Genomic DNA, 14,365 nt, shown 5'->3' on the forward strand with positions numbered 1-14,365 from the left:
CGGGGCTTTGCGTGGCATGAATGAAATGATCGCGCGCGACGACTCTTCGCCGCCGCGCGCAATGCCTTACGGCAGCGACTATCAACACCTTCTCGCTGGCCGAGGAATGTTCAAACAAAGGATGAGGCTATGGTTCAAGTTCGCAAACTGGTGTTAGCAATAGCGGCCGCCTCGGCGCTGTCCTCCGGTATGGCGCATGCCCTCGGGCTTGGGGAATTGACCCTGAAGTCGACGCTGAACCAGCCCCTGGTGGCAGAAATCGAGTTGCTCGACGTCAAGGACCTCACCGCTGCCGAAGTGGTTCCGAGCCTGGCTTCGCCCGCAGATTTCGCCAAGGCCGGTGTCGACCGCCAGGCGTTTCTCAATGACCTGACCTTTACCCCGGTGCTCAACGCCAGCGGCAAAAGCATCCTGCGTGTGACCTCCAGCAAACCGCTCTCCGAACCCATGGTGAAATTCCTGGTTCAGGTGATGTGGCCCAACGGTCGCCTGCTGCGCGATTACAGCGTGCTGCTCGATCCGTCCAAATTCTCGCCGCAAACCGCTGATGCGGCTGCGCAGCCTGCACCGACGCAAACCGTCACCGCACCGGTGACCGGTGGCACCAAACCAACCCAGTACACCACCGCGCCGCGCGATACCCTGTGGGAAATCGCTGCGAAAACTCACACTGGCGGCTCGGTCCAGCAAACCATGCTGGCCATCCAGGCGTTGAATCCGGATGCCTTTATCGACGGCAACATCAACCGGTTGAAAGCCGGTCAGGTGCTGCGTCTGCCGGATCAGGCGCAGAGCAGCAGCCTGCCGCAACCAAAGGCCATTGCTGAAGTCTCCGCGCAGAACACCGCGTGGCGTCAGGGTCGTCGCTACGTGGCGAAGCCCGGGACCGGACAGCAGCAGCTCGATGCCACCAAACGCGCTCGCGGCGAAGGCCCTTCGTCGCAAACGGCGACAGACAAGCTGAGCCTGGTCTCTGCCGAGTCCGGCAAGGCCGGTGGCAAAGGTGCCGCGGGTGATGCCAAGAATTTGAGCAACAAGCTGGCCGTGACCCAGGAAAGCCTCGACACGACCCGTCGTGACAATGCCGAATTGAAAAGCCGCATGACCGATCTGCAAAGTCAGCTGGACAAGCTGCAACGCCTGATCGAACTGAAGAACAATCAACTGGCCAAGTTGCAGGCTGAAGGTGCGGCGGGTGCGCCGGCACCAGGTGCGACCGCTCCGGCAATGTCAGCCGAACTCGCAGCCAATCCTGATGCAACGCCTGCACCTGCGCCTGAGGCCACTCCGGCTCCGGCCGAGAAGCCAGTCGAACTGACGCCAGCAGCATCCGACGATCAGCAATTCAAAGAACTGCTGACCAATCCGTGGCTACTGGGTCTGGCAGGTGGCGGTGCCGTGGTGGCGCTGTTCCTGCTGCTGTTGCTGGCGCGTCGCCGCAAAGCCCAGCAAGAAGCCGAGAAGCATTTGCGCATGGCTCGTGACTTGGCCGAGGAGCAGGCGTTCTCCGCTGAACTCGACCTGCCAAAAGGCATCTTCGACGACCTGGAAGTGCCGCCGCCGAGCGTGAAGCTCGCTACCGCGCAAGCTCCAACGCCTGCACCAGCCCCAGCCCCAGCGCCAGTCATTGCTCCGGTTGTGGTAACGCCGCCGATCGCCGCGCCACTGGTATCGCCTGCTGGCGAACGCGACGACGACGTACTGAGCAAGGCTCAGTCGCACATCACCGCCGGTCGTCTGAATCAGGCGGCTGCCTTGCTGGAAGACGGGATCAAGCAAGAGCCGCAACGCAGTGACCTGCGCCTCAAGCTGATGGAAGTCTACGGTCAGCAAGGCGACCGCGATGCATTCGTTGCCCAGGAACGCCAACTGGTGGCCAACGGTGACAACTTTGCTCAGGTCGAAAAACTCAAGAGCCGCTTCCCGGCCATGGTCATTGCCGCAGCCGGTGGTATCGCAGCCGCTGCGATCGCTGCCGAACTGGACGCGCAATACGTCAAGGACCTGCTGCTGGACGAGCCTGAAGCGCCGGCACCGGCAGTGCCCGATGACTTCGAAAGTGCCTTCGATTTGAGCCTGGATGATCTGGAATCCGCCACTCCGGCAGTGGTTGCACCAGAGGTAGAAGCAGTTGCAGAGCCCGATGACTTCGACAGTGCCTTCGATTTGAGCCTGGATGATCTGGAAGCTGCCTCTCCGGCAGTGGTTGCACCAGAACCAGAACCAGAACCAGAGGCAGAGTCCGATGACCTCGACAGTGCTTTCGATTTGAGCCTGGATGATTTGGAAGCTGCCTCTCCGGCAGTGGTTGCACCAGAACCAGAAGCAGAAGCTGAGCCACTGTCTGTGGCTGAGCTGGACGAGTTCCCGCGGGACGACGACCTGAGCTTCGAGTCGGTGTTGCAGCAGCAGGCCGACATCAAGGAAAACCTCGGTGACCTGTCGGACTTCGACCTGGATATGGATCTCGGTGGGGATGCCTCGCCGGCGACCCTGGCCGAAGACGACTTCCTGTTGAGTTTGGATGAAGGCGTCAAGGATTTGGATTTACCTGTCGCTGAAGCGCAGGCTGTTCCCGAGGTTGCGCTGGACGATCTGGAGCTGCCTGCCGATTTCGACCTGTCGCTGGCTGACGAAATGGACGCGCCAGAAACGCCAGAGGCTCCGGACGCGTTTGCGGCCGAACTGGATGACGTCAACGCCGAACTGGATCGTCTGTCCCAGAGTCTTGGCGAGCCGAGCTTCACGGCGGAAGACGCCATGGTCTCCGCAGCTGACGAGCCGGAATTCGATTTCCTTTCCGGCACCGACGAAGTCGCTACCAAACTCGATCTGGCCCAGGCCTACATCGACATGGGCGACGCCGACGGCGCCCGGGACATCCTCAACGAGGTGGTGACCGAGGGTGATGCAGGTCAGAAGAGCGAAGCCAAGGAAATGCTTTCGCGTCTGGCTTGATTGATCGGTAAGGCGTAAACAAAAACGGCAGCCCATTGAGGCTGCCGTTTTTGTTTCAGTCCACGATCAACCCAGCCCCGGCAGGCCACAAACAACACGCGCCTCTGGCGTCCCGGTCCGGCGGCCTTATAATGCCCGCCTTTGCGTACATCAGCAGGCTGTCACTCCTTGGCAAATATAGATAATCCGGCCGCCGAAATGGTGGCCGACGGCTTTTTCCGGATCGCGTTGGGCGTTGAATACAAAGGCTCGCGCTATCGCGGCTGGCAGCGCCAGGCTTCCGGCGTACTCACCGTGCAGGAAACGCTCGAAAAGGCTTTGTCCAAAGTCGCCGACTCACCGGTATCGCTGCTCTGCGCCGGGCGTACGGATGCCGGTGTGCATGCGTGCGGTCAGGTGGTGCATTTCGATACCCAGGTCGAGCGTTCGATGAAAGCCTGGGTCATGGGCGCCAATATCAATTTGCCCCACGACGTCAGTGTCAGCTGGGCCAAGGTCATGCCGGCGCATTTTCATGCGCGGTTCAAGGCGATTGCCCGGCGCTATCGCTACGTGATCTACAACGACCAGATCCGCCCGGCGCACCTGAACGAAGAAATCACCTGGAATCACCGTCCGCTGGACGTCGAGCGCATGGCCGAGGCGGCGCAGTACCTGGTTGGCACCCACGATTTCAGCGCTTTCCGTGCGGGTCAGTGTCAGGCCAAGTCGCCGATCAAGGAGTTGCATCACCTGCGCGTCACGCGCCACGGCAAGATGATCGTGCTGGACATCCGCGCCAGCGCCTTCCTGCACCACATGGTGCGCAATATTGCTGGCGTGCTGATGACCATCGGTGCCGGCGAGCGCCCGGTGGAGTGGATGAAAGAAGTGCTGGAGAGCCGCATTCGCCGTTCCGGTGGGGTGACGGCGCATCCGTACGGCCTGTACCTGGTGCAGGTCGAGTACCGCGACGAGTTCGAATTGCCCGAGCGTTACATCGGGCCGCACTTCCTGACCGGTTTCTCGGAACTTGACGGCTGACGCCCTCGAACGCTTTTGTTACCATCCGGGACTTTCTCGGATTTACCTTGGGGTTCTATCGACATGTCCGCCGTTCGCAGCAAGATTTGTGGGATTACCCGCATAGAAGATGCGTTGGCGGCGGTTGAGGCCGGAGCTGATGCGATCGGATTTGTGTTCTACGCCAAAAGCCCGCGTGCCGTGACGTTTCAGCAGGCGCGCTCGATCATCGAGGCATTGCCGCCGTTCGTGACCACCGTAGGGTTGTTCGTCAACGCCAGCCGCTGCGAGTTGGGAGAAATCCTCGACGCCGTGCCGCTGGACCTGTTGCAGTTCCATGGCGACGAAACCGCGGCCGACTGCGAAGAATGGAATCGTCCGTACATCAAGGCGCTGCGGGTCAAGGCCGGTGACGATATCGCGGCTGCGTGCGATGCGTTTCCAAGTGCCAGCGGTATCCTGCTCGACGCCTACGTTGAAGGCGTACCCGGCGGAACCGGCGAAGCATTTGACTGGTCTCTGATACCGCAAGGCTTGAGCAAGCCGATCATCCTGGCGGGTGGCTTGACGCCGGACAACGTCGCCGAGGCGATTGCAAGGGTTCGGCCTTATGCCGTGGACGTCAGCGGCGGGGTGGAGGCGAGCAAGGGCATCAAGGATCACGCAAAGATTCAGGCATTCATTAAAGCGGTAGTAAGAGCTTGATGTGACGGCTGGCACACTGCCGCCGTCCACAGGCATGGCTGAGGGTTTTTGGGGTGTACGCAGGTCACGTTTAGCTGATCCGGCAACCCATCGATCATCGCCACACACATGAATTTAGCTCAAGGGCATACGCGGGGCTGCGAACCAGAGCGTTCGGGCCGCCGGTACTGGAGAAAGAAAGCATGAGCAACTGGTTAGTAGACAAACTGATCCCTTCGATCATGCGTTCCGAGGTCAAGAAGAGCTCGGTGCCTGAAGGTCTTTGGCACAAATGCCCGTCTTGCGAGGCTGTGCTGTATCGTCCGGAGCTGGAAAAGACCCTGGACGTTTGCCCCAAGTGCAACCATCACATGCGTATCGGCGCCCGCGCCCGTATCGACATCTTCCTCGACGCCGAAGGCCGTGCCGAACTGGGCGCGGACCTGGAGCCGGTTGACCGTCTGAAATTCCGCGACGGCAAGAAGTACAAGGATCGCCTGACCGCTGCCCAGAAGCAGACCGGCGAGAAAGACGCACTGATTTCCATGAGTGGCACCCTGCTGGGCATGCCGGTGGTGGTGTCGGCGTTCGAGTTCTCCTTCATGGGTGGTTCGATGGGCGCCATCGTTGGTGAGCGTTTTGTTCGCGCCGCCAACTACGCCCTGGAAAACAAATGCCCGATGATCTGCTTCGCCGCTTCCGGCGGTGCGCGGATGCAGGAAGCCCTGATCTCCCTGATGCAAATGGCCAAGACCTCTGCGGTGCTGGCGCGTCTGCGTGAAGAAGGCATTCCGTTCATCTCCGTACTGACCGACCCGGTCTACGGTGGTGTTTCCGCCAGTCTGGCGATGCTCGGCGACGTGATCGTCGGTGAGCCGAAAGCCCTGATCGGCTTCGCTGGCCCGCGCGTCATTGAACAAACCGTGCGTGAAAAACTGCCGGAAGGTTTCCAGCGCAGCGAGTTCCTGCTGGAGCACGGTGCGATCGACATGATCATCCACCGTCAGGAACTGCGTCCGCGTCTGGGCAATCTGCTGGCACAAATGATGGGCCTGCCGACGCCGAAATTCGTCGCCGCGCCAATCGAGCCAATCGTGGTTCCACCGGTACCCGCCAACATATGATCGAACGTACCCTTGGCGAGTGGCTCGCCTACCTTGAGCAGTTGCACCCTTCGGCCATCGACATGGGCCTGGAGCGCTCGCAACAGGTAGCGTCCCGCATGGGGCTGGGCAAGCCGGCGCCTCGGGTGATCACGGTCACCGGCACCAACGGCAAAGGTTCTACCTGCGCATTCGTGGCTTCGTTGCTGCGGGCGCAGGGCCTGAACGTCGGTGTCTACAATTCTCCGCACTTGCTGCGTTACAACGAGCGGGTGCAGGTCAATGGCGTCGAAGCCACTGACGCCGAGCTGTGTGAAGCCTTTGCAGCGGTCGAGGCGGGCCGTGGCGATACTTCCCTTACGTATTTCGAAATGGGCACTCTCGCGGCGTTCTGGCTGTTTCAACACGCCAGTCTCGATGCAGTGGTGCTGGAAGTCGGCTTGGGTGGGCGTCTGGACACGGTCAACGTGGTCGATGCCGATATGGCGCTGGTCACCAGCATCGGTGTCGATCACGCGGATTATCTGGGTGATACCCGTGAATCCGTAGCGTTCGAAAAGGCCGGTATCTTCCGCCAGGGCGCGCCTGCGCTCTGTGGTGACCTGAGTCCTCCACAACCTCTGCTGGATAAAGCGCGCGAGCTCAATTGCCCGTTTTTCCTGCGTGGGCGCGATTTCGACCTTGGCATCACCGATCACAACTGGCAATGGCGCGGTCTTGACGCTCAAGGGCGTATGGTCGAGCTGCACGATTTGCCGTTGCTCGATCTGCCGATGGAAAACGCCGCACTGGCGTTGCAGGCTTACCTGTTGCTCGGGTTGCCTTGGGTGGATGCACAAATTATTGCTGCGCTGAAAGCCACTCGGGTGGTCGGTCGCCTCGATCGCCGTCAGTTTGACTGGCAGGGCAAGCGCCTGAACCTGTTGCTGGACGTGGGGCATAACCCCCATGCGGCCGAGTATCTGGCTCGCCGCCTGGCCAGCCGTCCACCGATCGGCAAGCGTCTGGCGGTGTTCGGACTGTTGGCGGACAAGGATCTGAATGGTGTTGTCGGTGAATTGAATGCTAGTGTCCAGCAATGGGCTGTTGCGCCGCTGGATTCACCGCGAGCGCGCCCGGTTGCCGATTTGCACGCAGCATTGCAGAGCCTTGGCGCCTCGGTAACATCCTATGACAGCGTTGCCGCCGCCCTGGATGGGCAGTGTGCGCTGGCGACGAGCGACGACGAGATTCTGTTGTTCGGATCATTTTATTGTGTCGCCGAGGCCCTCGAATGGCTGGCCCGGCGCTCCACGGAGGAAGCGGCAAATGGCATTGCTGGATAAGGCATACAAACAGCGCATGGTTGGCGCCCTGGTTCTGGTGGCGCTGGCGGTGATTTTCCTGCCGATGCTGTTTTCCCGTCAGGACGAACAGCGTCAAGTGACGGTTGAAGCCCCGGCTGCGCCACAAGCGCCTGCGGTGCCGCAAGTTCAGGTCGAGCCGGTGGTGGTGCCTGAGCCGCAAGCGCTGCCTCAGGAGCCCGTGCCGAGTGATGACGAAATCGCTCAGCAAGAAGCACCTTCGGCGCCGATTGCACCGGCTGTGCCAGTGGCCCCTGCACCCGCTGCCAAACCGGCCGCGCCAGCTCCGGCACCTGCGTTGGCTGCCAAGCCTGCAGCTGCGCCATCTCAGCCAATCTCTGCCGCACCGGGCAAGCCGGACACGACTCAAAGCCGCGTCGATGCCAATGGCCTGTCGGTCAGTTGGTCGGTGCAACTGGCCAGTCTGTCGAGCCGTGCAAGTGCAGAAAGCCTGCAGAAATCCCTGCGTAGCCAAGGCTACAACGCCTACATTCGTACTGCCGACGGCAAGAATCGGGTGTTTGTCGGACCGCTGATCGAGCGGGCAGAAGCCGATCGTCTGCGTGACTTGTTGAGCCGCCAGCAGAACCTCAAGGGTTTTGTGGTGCGTTTCCAGCCTGAGCGTGGTTAAAACTATCGCCCCGATTTGAAATGCACTGACAATCGCAGCTTACCGATAGCCATGCGCTCTGCTAAAATGCGCCGCCTTATCCGTCTGTAGGCTGCACTGTGCCATTTACCTGGGTTGATTGGGCGATCGTTGCAATCGTCGCCATCTCCGCATTGATCAGTCTGAGCCGCGGCTTCGTCAAAGAAGCACTGTCGCTGGTGACCTGGATCATCGCAGGAGTCGTCGCCTGGATGTTCGGTGGTTCATTGTCCGAGTACCTCGCCGGATACATCCAAACGCCGTCGGCCCGTGTGATCACGGGCTGTGCCATCATGTTTGTCGCCACGTTAATCGTAGGCGCGATGATCAATTATCTTATCGGCGAATTGGTTCGCGTCACCGGGCTGTCCGGGACCGATCGATTCCTCGGCATGGCCTTCGGCGCCGCGCGTGGCGTGTTGCTGGTGGTCGTGGCGGTCGGGCTGTTGAGCCTGGGGCCGGTACAGCAGGACGGGTGGTGGCAAGAGTCACAGCTCGTGCCAAAATTTCTATTGGTTGCAGACTGGTCCAAAAACCTGATTCTCGGGTGGAGCAGTCAGTGGCTTGCCAGCGGTATCAGCGTACCCGCTGAGATACCGTTCAAGGAGCACCTCTTGCCGATGGCCAAAACGCCTCAGTGAGTTGTGTTCAGTTCAGATCCATTAAGTAGGGGTTGCGTCGCATGTGTGGCATCGTCGGTATCGTCGGTAAGTCGAACGTCAATCAGGCGCTGTATGACGCGCTAACCGTCCTCCAGCACCGCGGCCAGGACGCTGCCGGTATCGTGACCAGCCATGATGGCCGGTTATTCCTGCGCAAGGACAATGGCCTGGTACGTGACGTGTTTCATCAACGTCACATGCAGCGCCTGGTCGGCCACATGGGTATTGGCCATGTGCGTTACCCGACCGCGGGCAGTTCGACTTCGGCCGAAGCCCAACCGTTTTACGTCAACTCGCCTTACGGCATCACCCTGGCGCATAACGGTAACCTGACCAACGTTGAACAGCTGGCCAAGGAGATTTACGAATCTGACCTGCGCCACGTCAACACCAACTCCGATTCGGAAGTGCTGCTCAACGTGTTCGCGCACGAACTGGCCCAGCGCGGCAAGTTGCAGCCAACCGAAGAAGACGTGTTCGCCGCTGTTACTGACGTGCACAACCGTTGCGTCGGTGGTTACGCGGTCGTGGCGATGGTGACCGGTTACGGCATCGTCGGTTTCCGTGATCCGCACGGCATCCGCCCGATTGTCTTCGGTCAGCGTCACACCGACGAAGGCGTCGAGTACATGATCGCTTCCGAAAGCGTCTCTCTGGACGTGCTCGGTTTCACCCTGATCCGCGATCTGGCACCGGGCGAAGCGGTCTACATCACTGAAGACGGCAAGCTGCACACCCGTCAGTGCGCGACCAACCCGTCCCTGACCCCGTGCATCTTCGAACACGTGTACCTGGCGCGTCCGGACTCGATCATCGACGGCGTTTCGGTCTATAAGGCTCGTCTGCGCATGGGCGAGAAACTCGCCGAGAAGATTCTGCGCGAGCGTCCGGATCACGACATCGACGTGGTCATCCCGATTCCGGATACCAGCCGCACCGCGGCCCTGGAGTTGGCGAACCACTTGGGCGTCAAGTTCCGCGAAGGCTTCGTGAAGAACCGCTACATCGGCCGTACCTTCATCATGCCGGGCCAGGCTGCACGGAAAAAATCCGTACGCCAGAAGCTCAACGCGATCGAGCTGGAATTCCGCGGCAAAAACGTGATGCTGGTGGACGACTCCATCGTTCGCGGCACCACCTGCAAGCAGATCATCCAGATGGCCCGCGAAGCCGGCGCCAAAAACGTCTACTTCTGCTCTGCGGCACCGGCCGTTCGCTACCCGAACGTCTACGGCATCGACATGCCGAGCGCTCACGAGCTGATCGCACACAACCGTTCGACCCAGGACGTGGCTGATCTGATCGGCGCTGACTGGTTGATCTACCAGGACCTGCCTGACTTGATCGAAGCGGTCGGTGGCGGCAAGATCAAGATCGAGAAGTTCGATTGCGCGGTGTTCGACGGCCAGTACGTGACCGGCGACGTCGACGAGGCTTACCTGAACAAGATCGAGCAGGCACGTAACGATGCCTCCAAGGTCAAGACGCAGGCAGTCAGTGCGATCATTGATCTGTATAACAACTGAGTAACTACCGGCCCTGAGGGGCCGGTTTTGTATCTACTAAAAGAGCAAGGCAAGGAGTGACAGCATGAGTCAGGATTGGGATGCCGGTCGGCTGGACAGCGACCTCGAAGGCGTAGCGTTCGATACCCTGGCCGTACGCGCCGGTCAGCACCGCACGCCGGAAGGCGAACACGGTGATCCGATGTTCTTCACCTCCAGCTATGTATTCCGTACCGCTGCTGATGCGGCGGCACGCTTTGCCGGAGAAGTGCCGGGCAACGTTTACTCGCGCTACACCAACCCGACCGTGCGCGCGTTCGAAGAGCGCATTGCTGCGCTGGAAAGTGCCGAGCAAGCCGTGGCCACGGCGACCGGCATGGCCGCGATCATGGCGGTGGTGATGAGCTTGTGCAGCGCCGGCGATCACGTACTGGTGTCGCGCAGCGTGTTCGGTTCGACCATCAGCCTGTTCGAGAAGTACTTCAAGCGCTTCGGCATCGAAGTCGATTATGTGCCCCTGGCGGACTTGTCCGGTTGGGATGCGGCGATCAAGGCCAATACCAAACTGCTCTTCGTCGAATCGCCATCCAACCCGCTGGCGGAGCTGGTGGACATCGCCGAGTTGTCGAAAATCGCTCACGCCAAAGGCGCGATTCTGGTGGTCGACAACTGCTTCTGCACCCCAGCGTTGCAGCAGCCGCTGAAGATGGGCGCGGACATCGTCGTGCACTCGGCGACCAAGTTCATCGACGGCCAGGGCCGTTGCATGGGCGGTGTGGTGGCCGGTCGCAGCGAACAGATGAAAGAAGTCGTCGGTTTCCTGCGTACTGCCGGGCCGACCCTGAGCCCGTTCAACGCCTGGATCTTCCTCAAGGGCCTGGAAACCCTGAGCCTGCGCATGAAGGCGCACTGCGCCAATGCCCAGCAACTGGCCGAATGGCTGGAGCAGCAGGAAGGCATCGAGAAAGTCCATTACGCCGGTCTCAAAAGCCATCCGCAGCACGAGTTGGCCCTGCGTCAGCAGAAAGGCTTTGGAGCGGTCGTGAGTTTCGAGGTCAAGGGCGGTAAAGAGGGCGCCTGGCGCTTTATCGATGCGACCCGTCTGATTTCCATCACCGCCAATCTCGGTGACAGCAAAACCACCATTACGCACCCAAGCACCACCTCTCACGGCCGTCTGGCGCCACAAGAGCGTGAAGCAGCGGGCATTCGTGACAGCCTGATCCGCATCGCGGTCGGTCTGGAAGACGTGGCAGACCTGCAAGCCGATCTGGCGCGCGGGTTGGCTGCCTTGTGATCGAGTTGTCCACGCCAGGCACTGGCACCAATGGCCGCGTTGCACTGGTCACGGGTGCTGCGCGGGGCATTGGTCTGGGGATCTCGGCCTGGCTGATCAGCGAAGGCTGGCAGGTGGTGCTGACTGATCTTGATCGGGGGCGCGGTTCGAAAGTGGCGAAGGTGCTCGGCGACAACGCCTGGTTCATCGCCATGGACGTCTCCAACGAAGGGCAGGTGGCGTTGGGCGTCGCCGAGGTGCTGGGGCAGTTCGGGCGTCTGGATGCGCTGGTGTGTAACGCGGCGGTTGCCGATCCGCACAACATCACCCTTGAAAGCCTCGATCTGGCGTACTGGAATCGGGTGCTGGCAGTGAATCTCAGTGGGCCGATGCTGTTGGCCAAGCACTGTGCGCCGTACCTGCGCGCTCACAGCGGTGCAATCGTCAACCTGGCCTCGACCCGCGCCGGGCAGTCGGAGCCCGACACCGAGGCTTATGCGGCGAGCAAGGGCGGCCTGTTGGCCCTGACTCATGCCTTGGCGATCAGCCTCGGGCCGGAAATCCGCGTCAATGCGGTCAGCCCGGGTTGGATCGATGCGCGGGATCCCTCCGCACGTCGTGCCGAACCGCTGACCGATGCCGATCATGCCCAGCATCCGGCGGGCAGGGTAGGGACGGTCGAGGATGTGGCGGCGATGGTCGCCTGGCTGTTGTCGAAGAACGCCGGTTTTGTCACGGGCCAGGAGTTCGTGGTCGATGGCGGCATGACCAAGAAGATGATTTACAGCGAGTAATTCGAGCAGGGGCCGCGACAGCGGCGGCTTGAGGTTGCAGGCGGCCGTGGGCAGTGCTGCGGGAAATGACATGATTTTGTCTTTTTCAGAAAAACTTCAAGCGGGGTATTGACTTAGCTTCGGTACCTGCGTAAATTTCGCGGCCTCGGAGATGCAAACGGGTGATTAGCTCAGCTGGGAGAGCGTCTGCCTTACAAGCAGAATGTCGGCGGTTCGATCCCGTCATCACCCACCACTTCCGAGAGTCTTGCGAAAGCAAGATGGAAGCTTTTAAAAGCCTCCACCGACGCGCAGCGGTAGTTCAGTCGGTTAGAATACCGGCCTGTCACGCCGGGGGTCGCGGGTTCGAGTCCCGTCCGCTGCGCCATATTTTCCGAGTCAGAGTTTATTCTGGTTCGAGATTGAAAGCCTCGAAGCTTTCAGTCAGACGAGTTACTTGGGCGCAAGTCCAAAGCGATACGCAGCGGTAGTTCAGTCGGTTAGAATACCGGCCTGTCACGCCGGGGGTCGCGGGTTCGAGTCCCGTCCGCTGCGCCATATCTGCCTCAAGGCCCGCTGAACGCCTTGGAGCTACGAAGAAAGCCGTTGGCTGCTTCGAGTCGATAGCAAAGACCCTGGTCGAAAGACCGGGGTTTTTTGTGTCTGCGATTTGGCTTTTCATGTTTGACCCGTAACCACGGGTACTCGCGTCTGCCGGCCAAATGCGGCCGGGCATCGAATTCTTCCTCTTCTCGACGATTTCCCTCACTAACGCTCAGCCCTGATCAACCGGTGGCTGCGTGGCAGAAACACCTGTCTTTCATTCGCGTATTCAAATTTTTCCTGGGGGCAGAACGCATAAAGCGCTTGGTTTGAAGTATCAACACTAATTAGAATGAGTCGCATTTAAAATATTTTTCGCGCAGGGTTCCTTTAGATGAGTGATGCAGCGATGCCGGCGGCGCAAACCTTCCACGATCTGTACCGCGACCATCGTGGCTGGCTCGAAAGCTGGTTGAGGCGGCGCATGAGCAATGGCCATGATGCGGCGGACCTGAGCCAGGATACGTTCGTGCGTTTACTCGCCAGCTCCCAGCACATCGCTGACCTGCAAGAACCCCGCGCTTATCTGGCGACAGTCGGCAAGCGACTGCTCACCAATTTCTATAAGCGCCGCAGCCTGGAGCAGGCCTACCTCAGTGCGCTGGCGCTGCTGCCTGAGGATTGCATACCGTCTCCCGAGCAACGCTGGTTGCTGCTGGAAACCCTACAAGCCCTGGACGAATTGCTCGATGGATTGCCGATCATGGTGCGACGGGCGTTTCTCTGGAGTCAGCTGGAAGGCCTGGGTTATCACGAGATCGCCGAACGCCTGCAAGTCTCGGAGCGGACGATCAAGCGCTACATGGCGCAGGCCTATGAACATTGTCTGCTGGTGGAAATGTGATCGGTTCGGCCCCTTCGGCGCAAGCCCGGCAAGTTGTGCGGGCTGCCGCTCAATGGCTGGCACTCATGGAGTCAGGCGCCGCCAATGAGCGCGATCGTGCCAATCTGCAGCACTGGCGTGACAGCCATCCCAGTCACGAACTGGCCTGGCAGAAATCCCAACTCTTGCGCCAACGCTTTGCCGACCTGCCGTCGGCACTGGCCATGGCCAGCCTGGATCGGCCGCAGACGAGCCGGCGCACGGTGCTCAAGCGCGCCGTCGGAGCGGTGGCACTGGTGCCAACCGCCTGGCTGATCAGTCGGCAGCTACCTCTGGACGTCTGGCGTGCTGACCTTCGAACCGCGACAGGGGAGGATAAAAAAGTCCAGTTGGCCGATGGCAGCTCGCTGCAATTGAATACTGCGAGTGCCGTCGATATCGACCTGAAGAATCGGCGACTGACACTCGTGGAAGGCGAAATAGCGCTGAATGTGCCTGGCACATCGCCACTGACGATCCAGACACACTTCGGACAAGTAGTCGTCAGTCAGAGCGAAGTGTGCGTTCGTCAGGGGCAGACGGGGTGCAAGGTGTCAGTGCTTAAAGGCGCGGTGCAGTTGCAGCCTTTGCGCGGGCCGGTCTTTTCATTGCGCGCAGGCCAGCAAGTCAGTCTTCAGGCGATGGGTGCCGGACGCGTCGAACCTTTCGATGTGCTTGCTCCAGGCTGGCGCGACGGCGTGTTGATGGCACAGAACCAGCCCTTGGGCGATTTTCTGCGCGAACTCAGCACCTATCGTCCGGGATTGTTGCGCTGGGAACCGGAACTCGAATCCCTGCGCGTCACCGGCAGCTTCCGTCTGGAAGACACCGATCGCATCCTGACGTTGCTGGCGGCCAGCTTGCCGCTGGAGGTGCATAGGCGAACCCGCTACTGGGTTACGTTGCTGCCGCGCAAAAATAGTGTCTGAGACCTGTCCCCTTTTT

Annotated in this window: 12 protein-coding genes and 3 tRNA genes; all 15 read left to right on the top strand. The window is 60.4% G+C overall.

Features of this window, described 5'->3' with window-relative positions:
* Positions 1-129 precede the first annotated feature (129 nt).
* The 15 genes from ACSQ87_RS10720 (at position 130) to ACSQ87_RS10790 (ending at position 14,349) form a co-directional block, all read left to right on the top strand.
* Positions 130-2,958 carry a FimV/HubP family polar landmark protein gene (locus ACSQ87_RS10720; RefSeq protein ID WP_223432079.1) on the top strand — a complete coding sequence of 943 codons (2,829 nt, stop codon included), beginning with the start codon at positions 130-132 and terminating at the stop codon, positions 2,956-2,958.
* Between the two features lie 198 nt (positions 2,959-3,156).
* Positions 3,157-3,981 (top strand): tRNA pseudouridine(38-40) synthase TruA, encoded by an 825-nt coding sequence (truA, locus tag ACSQ87_RS10725; RefSeq protein ID WP_046047735.1) that lies wholly within the window; start codon positions 3,157-3,159, stop codon positions 3,979-3,981.
* Between the two features lie 63 nt (positions 3,982-4,044).
* Entirely contained in the window at positions 4,045-4,665 is a 621-nt protein-coding gene (locus ACSQ87_RS10730; protein ID WP_223432080.1) for a phosphoribosylanthranilate isomerase, read from the top strand.
* A gap of 182 nt (positions 4,666-4,847) precedes the next feature.
* Positions 4,848-5,768: an acetyl-CoA carboxylase, carboxyltransferase subunit beta gene (gene accD / locus ACSQ87_RS10735; RefSeq protein WP_027921583.1), complete on the top strand. Its 921-nt coding sequence runs from the start codon at positions 4,848-4,850 to the stop codon at positions 5,766-5,768.
* Positions 5,765-7,072, top strand: coding sequence for a bifunctional tetrahydrofolate synthase/dihydrofolate synthase (folC, locus tag ACSQ87_RS10740; RefSeq protein ID WP_223432081.1), 1,308 nt, complete (start codon positions 5,765-5,767; stop codon positions 7,070-7,072). Before accD ends, folC begins: the two co-directional genes overlap by 4 nt.
* On the top strand, positions 7,056-7,721 hold the full coding sequence (locus tag ACSQ87_RS10745) for an SPOR domain-containing protein (RefSeq protein ID WP_223432082.1): 666 nt from the start codon (positions 7,056-7,058) through the stop codon (positions 7,719-7,721). The genes folC and ACSQ87_RS10745 overlap by 17 nt, the downstream gene beginning before the upstream one ends.
* A 98-nt stretch (positions 7,722-7,819) precedes the next feature.
* On the top strand, positions 7,820-8,380 hold the full coding sequence (locus tag ACSQ87_RS10750; RefSeq protein WP_074875247.1) for a CvpA family protein: 561 nt from the start codon (positions 7,820-7,822) through the stop codon (positions 8,378-8,380).
* A gap of 41 nt (positions 8,381-8,421) precedes the next feature.
* Positions 8,422-9,927: an amidophosphoribosyltransferase gene (gene purF, locus ACSQ87_RS10755; RefSeq protein ID WP_007905939.1), complete on the top strand. Its 1,506-nt coding sequence runs from the start codon at positions 8,422-8,424 to the stop codon at positions 9,925-9,927.
* 64 nt (positions 9,928-9,991) lie between these two features.
* A complete protein-coding gene (locus tag ACSQ87_RS10760; protein WP_223432083.1) occupies positions 9,992-11,203 on the top strand; it encodes an O-succinylhomoserine sulfhydrylase in 1,212 nt (403 codons plus the stop codon).
* Positions 11,200-11,976: an SDR family oxidoreductase gene (locus tag ACSQ87_RS10765; protein WP_223432084.1), complete on the top strand. Its 777-nt coding sequence runs from the start codon at positions 11,200-11,202 to the stop codon at positions 11,974-11,976. Before ACSQ87_RS10760 ends, ACSQ87_RS10765 begins: the two co-directional genes overlap by 4 nt.
* Positions 11,977-12,135: 159 nt before the next feature.
* A tRNA-Val gene (locus tag ACSQ87_RS10770) sits at positions 12,136-12,211 on the top strand.
* A 55-nt stretch (positions 12,212-12,266) separates the two neighbouring features.
* Positions 12,267-12,343, top strand: a tRNA-Asp gene (locus tag ACSQ87_RS10775).
* A 93-nt stretch (positions 12,344-12,436) separates the two neighbouring features.
* Positions 12,437-12,513, top strand: a tRNA-Asp gene (locus ACSQ87_RS10780).
* 379 nt (positions 12,514-12,892) lie between these two features.
* Positions 12,893-13,402 (top strand): sigma-70 family RNA polymerase sigma factor, encoded by a 510-nt coding sequence (locus ACSQ87_RS10785; RefSeq protein ID WP_436273596.1) that lies wholly within the window; start codon positions 12,893-12,895, stop codon positions 13,400-13,402.
* Positions 13,399-14,349, top strand: coding sequence for a FecR domain-containing protein (locus ACSQ87_RS10790; protein ID WP_223432086.1), 951 nt, complete (start codon positions 13,399-13,401; stop codon positions 14,347-14,349). Before ACSQ87_RS10785 ends, ACSQ87_RS10790 begins: the two co-directional genes overlap by 4 nt.
* Positions 14,350-14,365 lie beyond the last annotated feature (16 nt).

The sequence above is a fragment of the Pseudomonas sp. LjRoot277 genome (genome assembly GCF_964253845.1).
Classification (GTDB): domain Bacteria; phylum Pseudomonadota; class Gammaproteobacteria; order Pseudomonadales; family Pseudomonadaceae; genus Aquipseudomonas.

What these genes read in the sequence shown, in the direction of transcription:
- ACSQ87_RS10720 (WP_223432079.1), top strand. Translation starts at nt 130, where the DNA reads ATGGTTCAAGTTCGCAAACTGGTGTTAGCAATAGCGGCCGCCTCGGCG.
- truA (WP_046047735.1), top strand. Translation starts at nt 3,157, where the DNA reads ATGGTGGCCGACGGCTTTTTCCGGATCGCGTTGGGCGTTGAATACAAA.
- ACSQ87_RS10730 (WP_223432080.1), top strand. Translation starts at nt 4,045, where the DNA reads ATGTCCGCCGTTCGCAGCAAGATTTGTGGGATTACCCGCATAGAAGAT.
- accD (WP_027921583.1), top strand. Translation starts at nt 4,848, where the DNA reads ATGAGCAACTGGTTAGTAGACAAACTGATCCCTTCGATCATGCGTTCC.
- folC (WP_223432081.1), top strand. Translation starts at nt 5,765, where the DNA reads ATGATCGAACGTACCCTTGGCGAGTGGCTCGCCTACCTTGAGCAGTTG.
- ACSQ87_RS10745 (WP_223432082.1), top strand. Translation starts at nt 7,056, where the DNA reads ATGGCATTGCTGGATAAGGCATACAAACAGCGCATGGTTGGCGCCCTG.
- purF (WP_007905939.1), top strand. Translation starts at nt 8,422, where the DNA reads ATGTGTGGCATCGTCGGTATCGTCGGTAAGTCGAACGTCAATCAGGCG.
- ACSQ87_RS10760 (WP_223432083.1), top strand. Translation starts at nt 9,992, where the DNA reads ATGAGTCAGGATTGGGATGCCGGTCGGCTGGACAGCGACCTCGAAGGC.
- ACSQ87_RS10785 (WP_436273596.1), top strand. Translation starts at nt 12,893, where the DNA reads ATGAGTGATGCAGCGATGCCGGCGGCGCAAACCTTCCACGATCTGTAC.